The organism is Microvirga sesbaniae, from assembly GCF_025460805.1.
GTDB lineage: Bacteria > Pseudomonadota > Alphaproteobacteria > Rhizobiales > Beijerinckiaceae > Microvirga > Microvirga sesbaniae.
Window position 1 is genome coordinate 1 of record NZ_JAMXFJ010000079.1, and the last position, 8,761, is coordinate 8,761.

8 protein-coding genes and 1 pseudogene are annotated in these 8,761 nt (G+C 68.0%); 3 read left to right on the forward strand and 6 right to left on the reverse strand.

All coding sequences use genetic code 11. The annotated features are described in order from the left end of the window. Window positions 1–216, reverse strand: a pseudogene (locus OCW50_RS32280) (UDP-glucose 6-dehydrogenase); the annotation flags it as partial. Between the two features lie 169 nt (window positions 217–385). Here OCW50_RS32280 and OCW50_RS32285 point away from each other — a divergent pair. Then, window positions 386–1,399 carry an asparaginase gene (locus OCW50_RS32285; RefSeq protein ID WP_262300331.1) on the forward strand — a complete coding sequence of 338 codons (1,014 nt, stop codon included), beginning with the start codon at window positions 386–388 and terminating at the stop codon, window positions 1,397–1,399. A 38-nt stretch (window positions 1,400–1,437) separates the two neighbouring features. Here the strand turns inward: OCW50_RS32285 and OCW50_RS32290 are convergent, their stop codons facing one another. The 3 genes from OCW50_RS32290 to OCW50_RS32300 all read right to left on the reverse strand — a co-directional run bounded on the left by OCW50_RS32290 (window position 1,438) and on the right by OCW50_RS32300 (window position 4,678). Continuing rightward, window positions 1,438–2,229, reverse strand: coding sequence for a bestrophin-like domain (locus OCW50_RS32290; RefSeq protein ID WP_262300332.1), 792 nt, complete (start codon window positions 2,227–2,229; stop codon window positions 1,438–1,440). Between the two features lie 557 nt (window positions 2,230–2,786). After that, on the reverse strand, window positions 2,787–3,773 hold the full coding sequence (gene meaB / locus OCW50_RS32295) for a methylmalonyl Co-A mutase-associated GTPase MeaB (RefSeq protein ID WP_262300333.1): 987 nt from the start codon (window positions 3,771–3,773) through the stop codon (window positions 2,787–2,789). Between the two features lie 146 nt (window positions 3,774–3,919). Continuing rightward, window positions 3,920–4,678 (reverse strand): DUF3750 domain-containing protein, encoded by a 759-nt coding sequence (locus OCW50_RS32300; RefSeq protein ID WP_262270948.1) that lies wholly within the window; start codon window positions 4,676–4,678, stop codon window positions 3,920–3,922. Window positions 4,679–4,852: 174 nt separating this feature from the next. Between OCW50_RS32300 and OCW50_RS32305 the strand changes: the two genes are divergently transcribed. Further along, complete coding sequence (locus OCW50_RS32305) at window positions 4,853–5,824, forward strand: alpha/beta hydrolase (RefSeq protein ID WP_262300334.1); 972 nt, start codon at window positions 4,853–4,855, stop codon at window positions 5,822–5,824. 28 nt (window positions 5,825–5,852) lie between these two features. Here the strand turns inward: OCW50_RS32305 and OCW50_RS32310 are convergent, their stop codons facing one another. Next, complete coding sequence (locus OCW50_RS32310; RefSeq protein ID WP_262300335.1) at window positions 5,853–7,040, reverse strand: family 16 glycosylhydrolase; 1,188 nt, start codon at window positions 7,038–7,040, stop codon at window positions 5,853–5,855. Between the two features lie 21 nt (window positions 7,041–7,061). Between OCW50_RS32310 and OCW50_RS32315 the strand changes: the two genes are divergently transcribed. Then, on the forward strand, window positions 7,062–7,247 hold the full coding sequence (locus OCW50_RS32315; RefSeq protein WP_262300336.1) for a hypothetical protein: 186 nt from the start codon (window positions 7,062–7,064) through the stop codon (window positions 7,245–7,247). A gap of 132 nt (window positions 7,248–7,379) precedes the next feature. On the opposite strand, the gene OCW50_RS32320 is transcribed toward OCW50_RS32315, so the two are convergent. Next, window positions 7,380–8,761, reverse strand: a 1,382-nt coding sequence (locus OCW50_RS32320; RefSeq protein ID WP_262300337.1) for a methylmalonyl-CoA mutase family protein, incomplete at its 5' end; no start/stop codon positions are given.

Genomic DNA, 8,761 nt, shown 5'->3' on the forward strand with positions numbered 1-8,761 from the left:
CTGCGCCAGGTCGGTGGTGAAGGTCAGGCGGTCCTCGCGCACGTTCTTGGCCACCAGATCGTCCAGGCCCGGCTCGAAGATCGGGATCTCGCCCCTGTTGAGCGCCTCGATCTTGGCCGGCTCCTTGTCGACGCAGCAGACCTCGTGCCCGAAATCGGCAAAGCAGGCGCCGGACACCAGCCCCACATAGCCGGCTCCGATCATCGCGACACGCATCAGAGACTCCCTGTCTGTTCGAACCTTGGGTTTAGAGTGGCGCGGGCTTCACGGCAACCCGTGCCGCCGGACGGTTCCGAGGCACCATTTTTGGCTTTTGCAACAATGCCCCCTTTGACTTCTCGAATAAGTGCCTCCACAACACCGCCGCTTTTCATACGGGGCATTGATGGACAATCCTTTTCTTGTCGAGGTCACCCGCGGAAACCTGGTCGAGTCGCGCCACAGGGGCAGCATCTCGGTGGTGGATTCCGAAGGGGCCACAGTTCTGTCGATTGGCGATGTCGACCGGCGCGTGTTTCCGCGCTCCGCCGTGAAGGCGCTTCAGGCGATGCCGCTGGTCGAGAGCGGGATTGCGGACAAATACGGGCTCACCGACGAGGAGATCGCGCTGGCCTGCGCGTCCCATTCGGGCGAGCCCGAGCACGCGGCGACCGCCAAGGCCATGCTGGCCAAGGCCGGGCAGGATGTCGGCTGCCTGGAATGCGGCGTGCACTGGCCCATGGGCGAGGCGGCCAACCGGGCGCTCGCCGCCTCGGGCGGCACCCCGAGCGCGCTCCACAACAACTGCTCGGGCAAGCATGCGGGCTTCATCTGCCTGGCCTGCGGTCACGGCCGGAACCCGAAGGGCTACGTGCTGGCGGACCACCCGGTGCAGCGCAGCGTGCGCGAAGCCCTGGAGGAGATCACCGGCGCCTGCCACACGGTCGAGAAGAGCGGCATCGACGGCTGCTCGATCCCCACCTATGCGATTCCGCTCCCCTCGCTCGCCTTCGGCTTCGCCCGGTTCGGCACCGGGAGCGGCCTTCCGGGCGATGGAAGGGCCGCCGCCGCGTGGATCCGCCGGGCCGTGGCGCGCCACCCCTTCATGGTCGCCGGCACCGGCCGCTTCGACACCAGGCTGATGGAGCTTCTCGGCGAGCGCGCCTTCGTGAAGGTGGGGGCCGAGGGCGTCTATTGCGCGTCCTTCCCCGACCTCGGCTACGGCGTCGCCCTGAAGGCCGAGGACGGCAACGGCCGCGCGGCCGAGGCCATAATGGCCGGCCTGGTGCTGCGCTTCCTCACCCTGGACGCCGCGGAACGCCGGGCGGTCGAGGAACTGGCTCAGCCCGTGTTCAAGAACTGGAACGGGATCGAGGTCGGGCGGATCCGCCTCGCCTCCGAGGTCCTGGGGGCGCTTTAAGCCAAGCCTCCTTACGCCAAGCCTCCTTAAGCCAAGCCTCATGGTCTGGGATTCATCTGCTGGCGGGCGTGGAGGAGGTCGTCGGGCTTGAGCCCGTGCGCGCCATGGAACGGCCGGTCGAGGACGCCCACCATGTAGACGACCAGCCCGACGAAGGTCATGAGGACGCCCCCGAGAAGGAGATGCGTCGTCCGCTTCAGGTCGAACAGCCAGAGCGTGAAGACGTTCAGGGCCGCGCCCGCGAGCACGACCGACCAGATGACCGTGGGAATGCTGGTCCCGGCCGCCTGGATGCGCAGGCGACGCTGCTCGATGAAATTCTCGAAGATCCGCAGCGCCGCCTGGTGGATCAGGTCCTCGCCGGCCTCCCGGCTGGGACGGAAGCTCAAGAGCTGGTGGCTGAGCCGGTCGACGAGGAGCGTTCCGCGGGTCGAGGGCTGATCGCGGCGCTGGAACGACCAGCCGGGCCCGGTTTCCTCGTCCACGTATTGGCGAAGATTGTCCAACAGGGAGGTCCGGACCGGCTCCGGATAGCCGCTGAAGGTGCGGTAGAGGGCGATGATGCTTGACGCTTCGCGCCCGACCGCGTCCTGAGCCTTGCCGTAATTGTCGAACACCGCGATCGAGAGCAGCGCGAGGAGAACGCCGTAATAGAGGGTGAAGGAGTTCAGCAGCAGCCCGACGAGCGTGTTCGGATCCCGCTCGTCGCGCAGGAGGCGTCCGACGGCAGGCTGCAGCAGCACCGAACCGATCAGGGTCGGCACCAGGAAGAAGAGGCACACGATGACGGCGCCCATGAAAATGGGCAGCTGATGCAGCCGATCGATCACGACCCGGTTCACTCTTTGCGGATGCCCGTCGGGCACCCGTCGAGTGAAGCGGATTTCGCGCGCGAGATCAGGTGGAATTCCGGATAGGGACGGCGGGATTCATGGGCTCGTCCCGTCATGGCCGGGCTTGTCCCGGCCATGACGGGGGAGGGTGTCGTCACCGACCCATGCCACCCCCACCACGTCATCACCGGGCTTGTCCCGGTGATCCCGAGTGTTTGAGGCGCGGCGCTTTTCCTCCCGATTGTTTGAGGCGCGGCGCTTTTCCGCATCGGGATGGCCGGCACAGGGCCGGCCATGACGTGCGGAGGGTAGCAGGAAGGGCGGAGGGTGGCCATGGCGTGTGGAGGGTGTTCGCACCGCCTCACACATACACCACGTCATCACCGGGCTTGTCCCGGTGATCCCGCTTCTGAGAGCCGCCGCACCTCACCGCATCGGGATGGCCGGCACAAGGCCGGCCATGACGTGCGGAGGGTGGCATCACAAGGATGCTCCACTCTTGGCTGGCGCACCGTTGAGGGCGAAAAACCCGGTCCACTTGTCCGTCCGATGCGCTAGAGCCCCAGCAGCGTCGCGATCTCGATGGCCCCGGCGGTCGGCGACAGGGTGCCGTCCGCGATGGCCCGTTCGAGCTCCGGCACGCGCCGGCGCAGGGCCGGATCGTGGTGCAGGCGCTCGTGCAGGCGTTCATGGACGAGGGCCCACATCCATTGGGTGTCCTGGGCGCGGCGCTTGGCGGCGAGCTCCCCGGTGGCCTCCAGGCGCGCGCGATGGTCCTGCACCTTGGCCCAGACCTCGTCGAGACCCTGGCCGGTCAGCCCCGAGATGGTGAGCACGGGCGGCGTCCAGGCGGCGGAAGCCGGTGCCAGGATGTGCAGCGCGGCCTTGTACTCGGCGGCGGCCGCCTTGGCCTTGGCGCCCGCGTCGTCCGCCTTGTTGACGGCGATCAGGTCGGCGAGCTCCAGGATGCCTTTCTTGATCCCCTGCAGCTCGTCGCCGGCGCCGGGCAGCATGAGCACGAGGAAGAAATCGGTCAGGTCCGCGACGGCGGTCTCCGACTGCCCGACGCCGACCGTCTCGACCAGGATCACGTCGAACCCGGCCGCCTCGCAGAGCAGCATGGTCTCCCGCGTCTTGGCCGCGACGCCCCCCAGGGTGCCGGAGGACGGGGAGGGGCGGATGAAGGCGTTGGGATCGGCGGCGAGCCGGGCCATGCGGGTCTTGTCGCCGAGAATCGCGCCGCCCGTGCGGGTGGACGAGGGGTCCACGGCCAGAACGGCGACCTTGTGCCCCCGTTCGGTGAGCATCGCGCCCAGGGTGTCGATGGTGGTGGACTTGCCGACGCCGGGAACCCCCGTGATGCCGATGCGGACCGCCCGGCCGGTGCGGGGCATCAGCGCCTGCAGGAGCGCGCGGGCCGCCTCCCGGTGATCCTGGCGGCGCGATTCCATCAGGGTGATGGCGCGCGCGAGCGCGGCGCGGTCGCCTCCCGCCACGGCTTCGGCCGTGATCTCGGTCTTTCGCTGTGAGCCCCCGGTCATGGGAGAGCTTTAGCGCATCGTGCGAAAAAGTGGACCCGGTTTTTCGCCCTCAACGATGCGCCAGGCAAGAGTGGAGCATCGTGCGGACCCAGAGGGCCGCGTCCCCGGTTGCGCTCGGCGCGACCGGAAGCGCCTCGACGCCGCGCCTACCAGGTGATCGGATCCATGCCGATCCGTCCCCAGGCGGGAATCTTGACGGCGGGGCGGCGCAGGTCGAGGCCGGCGACGAGCCCCATGAAGTCGATCTCGATCCCTTCGACCCAGCCGAGTGCGAGGCCCGCATAGCCGCCGAGCGAGATCTGGATGCCCGTGCGGCTCGGCGTCAGGCCGACGATGTCGCGCCACGGCTGCCAGTCCTTCCCCAGGGCGGTCGGCGGGAGGGCGGCCCCAAGTTCCGGGACGGAGCGCACCACATGGGCCACGAAGGTGTTCGAGTTCGGACCCGGCCAGGCATTGTAGGCGCCGAAGGTCTGGTAGGGATAGCTCGCCACGGCGCGGCGCACCTGCGGGATCAGGCGCTCCGCCGCCTCGCCCTCGATCAGGACGACCGGATGCGGCGCGTTGCCGAACCAGCGGCCGTCCGGCGCCCAGCCGTTGGTGCGGACCGGGCTGCCCCATCCGACCTTGTCGTAGCGGGTATAGGTGTTCGCGCCGGCCTCCTTCACGACCACCCAGGTGTGGTGGGCGAAGATGCCGCGCCAGCGCCCGACGCGGGCCGCATAGACGGCCACGATGGCCTGAGGCGCCTCGGAGGCCGCCGGCAGCAGCTTCGCGCTCGACCAGTCGGCGGCCCGCCAGCTCGGCGCCACGTCGTCGCGCAGCGCCCACCAGAGCGCATGAGCCCCGAGAGGCAGGAGAAACAGGCCGACGATGACGAGGAGGACCCGGGACAGGAAGGCAAGCATCACCCGAAGGTACGGATGCGCCCGCGCCCCATCAAGGCGACACGGGGACACCGTCGTTCACCTTTGGTTTACCGTCTTCCTGCTTGAACGCGCGGTCGACGGTCCTCTGCCTTGCGCATGCCATGATCGGGGACAACACAGCACTGCCCTCCTTGTCTCTTGAAACCCGGCCCCATGCTCTTCCCCGTTTCCCGCCTTGCTCTCGTCTGCCTTGCCGGCCTCGCCCTGTCCGGATGCCTCGGAGAGGATTCGGCCCTCACCAGCCCGGTCTCGTCGCAGGTCGGTCTCGCCCGGGATCCGAAGCTCCTCGTGGCGACCACGCGGCTCCCCGTGGGCGATCCGCCGAAGAAGCCCTGGTTCAGCAGCGAGCGCTCGGCCGATCTCGTCTTCGCGGAGGCGCGCCTCGCGCCCCCGGCGGATTCCCTGCTCGGGCACAGCGGCTGGAGCATCGCGAAGGTCGAGAACGTCGATCACAGCAAGGCCGCCCAGGCCTTCGCCCAGGCGGCCTTCGGGCACAACCTGCTGCTCTACATCCACGGCTATCGCGAGAGCTTCGAGACCGCCGCGACCTCGACCGTCGACCTGTCGGAGGGCATCAGGTTCGCCGGGGTCACGGGCCTGTTCACCTGGCCGTCCGCGGCCTCGACCTTCAGCTACGTGGCCGACCGCGAAAGCGCCATGTGGTCCCGCGACGCCCTGGAGGATCTGCTCACCGCCATCGCCAAGACTCCGAGCGGCGGGCGGATCCACATCGTGGCCCACAGCATGGGCACCCTGCTCACCCTCGAGACCCTGCGGATGCTGCGCGCCTCCGGAGGCGAGAACGCCATGGACCGCATCGGCGCCGTGGTGCTGGCGGCCCCCGACATCGACATCGACCTGTTCGCCCGCGGCCTCGAACGTCTCGGGCCCGACGCGAAGAAGATCACCGTCATCAGCTCCACCAACGACCGGGCGCTTGCCGTCTCGAGCCGTCTGGCCGGCGGCATCATCCGGGCCGGCGCGGCGGATCGCGAGCGGCTCGAATCCCTGGGCGTGCGCGTGGCCGACGCTTCCGAGTTCGGCGGCGGTATCATCAACCACGACCTGTTCCTGACGAACAAGGACGTGCAGCAGGTGATCAAGCGGGCGATCGAGCGGTCGTAGCGCGACGCCGCGCCCGCCTGCCGCCATCTCACACGATGAAGAAGTCGTCGTAACCGAGCTGCGCCTTGCTTACGCCCTCGAACGTGATCGAGCCCCCATCCGCCAGCTTGAGGACCGCATCGCCCGACGGGTTGTCCTTGATCATCCGGTAGAGGCCGGAGAAGTTCTTCTGGCCCAGGATGGCCTTGGTGACGCGCACCGCGTCGCCGCTTAAGGGATCGAAGTCCACGATGACGTCGTTCCCGCTCGGGCCCGTCCGGTAGAGGAACGTGTCGGCCCCATGGCCGCCGGCGAGCGTGTCGTTGCCCCTCAGGCCCTCCAGCGTATCGTTGCCGCTGTAGGCGAAGACGATGTCGTTGAGAGCAGTCGCATTCGCGTCGCCGACGAGGAGGTCGGCCCCGGAGGTTCCCTTCAGGCTTGGCGTGATCGTCGGCGTCGACGGCAGGATGTCCGCCGACCAGGCGCGGATGTAGTCGATCTGGAACTCCGCCGGGAAGCGCGTCGTCTGGTCGGGCGCGCCCGGCCAGTTGCCGCCGACGGCGAGCCCGGCGAGCAGATACATCGGCTCGCTCATGCCCGCGGGCGTCTGCATGGAATAGACCGCCGTCCCGTCGAGATAGAAGGTGATGCTATCGGCCGTCCACATCGTCCCGTAGGCGTGGAAGCCCTGCGAGAGATCGATTCCCGTGGAGATGCCCCGCGTGTCGTAGGCATGGCTCCCATGGCTGTCGGTCCAGTGCGAGCCGACGTAGTAGGTCGAGGGATCGTGTCCGAGCAGTTCCAGGACGTCGATCTCCGGCGGCCAGTTGCCGCTCTGCGGCAGAAGCCAGAAGGCGGGCCACAATCCCTGGCCCGACGGCACCTGGGCCGAGATCTCGAAGTACCCGTAGGTCTGGGAGAAGGTGCCGTGCGTGTTGATGAGGCCCGACACGTAGGGAAGCCCGTCGGTCAGACCTGTATCGGGCGAGGGCCGCGCCGTGATGGTCAGGATGCCGTCGCCGGCTTCTCTCGGATCCGCCACGATGGCGAAGGGATCGAGAGCCGGGTTCCGCTGAATGACCGGCGTCGAGCGGTCGGCGAAATACTGCATCTCGCCATTGCTCGCGAGCGTGCGGCCGCCCCACCAGTATTGCGTGCTCCAGATCGACGTATTGAGGGAGGAGCCTGTAAATTCGTCGGAGAAGGTCAGTGAATACCCGTCGAGGTTGAGCGACATCGGTGCTCCGCAAAGGAATGCATGAAAAGCTTTGTCTTTGAGACAAGCTTCTCACGGAGGCGGGCACAGGCAATTAGGTGGAACTACCTATTCTCGGGCGATGATGAAGGCCGCATTAACAGGCCACGGCTCGAACGCCTCGGGCCCGACGCGAAGACGATTACCGTCATCGGCTCCAGCGACGACCGGGCGATCGAGCGGTCCTGATTGGCGCCTCCTCGTCATCACCGGCCTTGGGCCGGTGATCTCGATTGGGATAAGCGCGGCGCTTCACGGAATCGGGATGGCCGGGACACGCCCGGCCATGACATGCAGAGGCTTGTTCAAGGCGGCTCGCGTTTACTCCGCGGCCTGCTTCGGCCCGTGGCCGAGGCGGCGGTTGAGGTCGTCGATCAGGTTGACGGCCGCGTCGGCGATGACGGTGCCGGGCGGGAAGATCGCCGCGGCGCCGGCCTGATGGAGGGCATCGAAATCCTGCGGCGGGATCACGCCGCCGACCACGATCATGATGTCGTCGCGGCCGTACCTGGCGAGTTCCCCCTTCAGCTCCGGCACCAGCGTGAGATGGCCGGCCGCCAGCGACGACACGCCGATGATGTGCACGTCGTTCTCGATGGCCTGGCGGGCCGCTTCCGCCGGCGTGGCGAACAGGGGGCCGATATCCACGTCGAAGCCGAGGTCGGCGAACGCGGAGGCGATCACCTTCTGGCCGCGGTCGTGTCCGTCCTGGCCCATCTTGGCCACCAGGATGCGCGGGCGCCGGCCATCGTCGTGCTCGAACTGTTCGACCAGGGCGCGAACCTTCTCAACCGCTGGCGACGCCATGCCGACCTCCCGCTTGTACACGCCCGAGATCGCCTTGATCTCGGCCCGGTGACGGCCCCAGACTTTCTCCAGCGCGTCGGAGATCTCGCCCACGGTGGCCTTGGCCCGCGCCGCCTTCACGGCGAGGTCGAGCAGGTTGCCCTCGCCCGAGGCGGCGACCGTGGAGAGGGCGGACAGGGCCGCGTCCACGTCGGCCTGGCTGCGCTCGGCCTTCAGGCGCGTGAGCTTCTCGATCTGGCTCGCGCGCACGGCCGCGTTGTCCACTTTCAGGATGTCGATGGCGGCTTCGTCCGCGGTGCGGAAGGCGTTCACGCCGATGATCTTCTGGTGGCCGGAATCGATGCGTGCCTGCGTGCGGGCCGCCGCCTCCTCGATCTTCAGCTTGGGGATCCCGGCCTCGATGGCCTTCGCCATGCCGCCGAGTTCCTCGACCTCCCGGATATGCGCCCAGGCCTTCTGCGCGAGCGCGTGGGTCAGGCGCTCGACGTAATAGGAGCCGCCCCACGGGTCGATGATGCGGGTCGTGCCGCTCTCCTGCTGGAGGAAAAGCTGCGTGTTGCGCGCGATGCGGGCCGAAAAGTCGGTCGGCAGGGCGAGCGCCTCGTCGAGCGCATTGGTGTGCAGCGACTGCGTATGGCCCTGCGTGGCCGCCATCGCCTCGATGCAGGTGCGGGTGACGTTGTTGAACACGTCCTGCGCGGTCAGCGACCAGCCCGAGGTCTGCGAATGGGTGCGCAAGGGAAGCGACTTGTCGCTCTGCGGGTCGAAACCCTTCACGAGCTTCGCCCAAAGCAGGCGCGCGGCGCGCATCTTGGCCACTTCCATGAAGAAGTTCATGCCCACCGCCCAGAAGAAGGACAGGCGCGGGGCGAACTGGTCGATGGTGAGCCCGGCCG

Excerpts from the sequence above, each read along its gene's own strand:
- meaB (WP_262300333.1), bottom strand. The coding sequence starts at position 3,773 with ATGACCGGGGGCTCACAGCGAAAGACCGAGATCACGGCCGAAGCCGTG.
- OCW50_RS32300 (WP_262270948.1), bottom strand. The coding sequence starts at position 4,678 with ATGCTTGCCTTCCTGTCCCGGGTCCTCCTCGTCATCGTCGGCCTGTTT.
- OCW50_RS32315 (WP_262300336.1), top strand. The coding sequence starts at position 7,062 with ATGAAAAGCTTTGTCTTTGAGACAAGCTTCTCACGGAGGCGGGCACAG.
- OCW50_RS32305 (WP_262300334.1), top strand. The coding sequence starts at position 4,853 with ATGCTCTTCCCCGTTTCCCGCCTTGCTCTCGTCTGCCTTGCCGGCCTC.
- OCW50_RS32310 (WP_262300335.1), bottom strand. The coding sequence starts at position 7,040 with ATGTCGCTCAACCTCGACGGGTATTCACTGACCTTCTCCGACGAATTT.
- OCW50_RS32285 (WP_262300331.1), top strand. The coding sequence starts at position 386 with ATGGACAATCCTTTTCTTGTCGAGGTCACCCGCGGAAACCTGGTCGAG.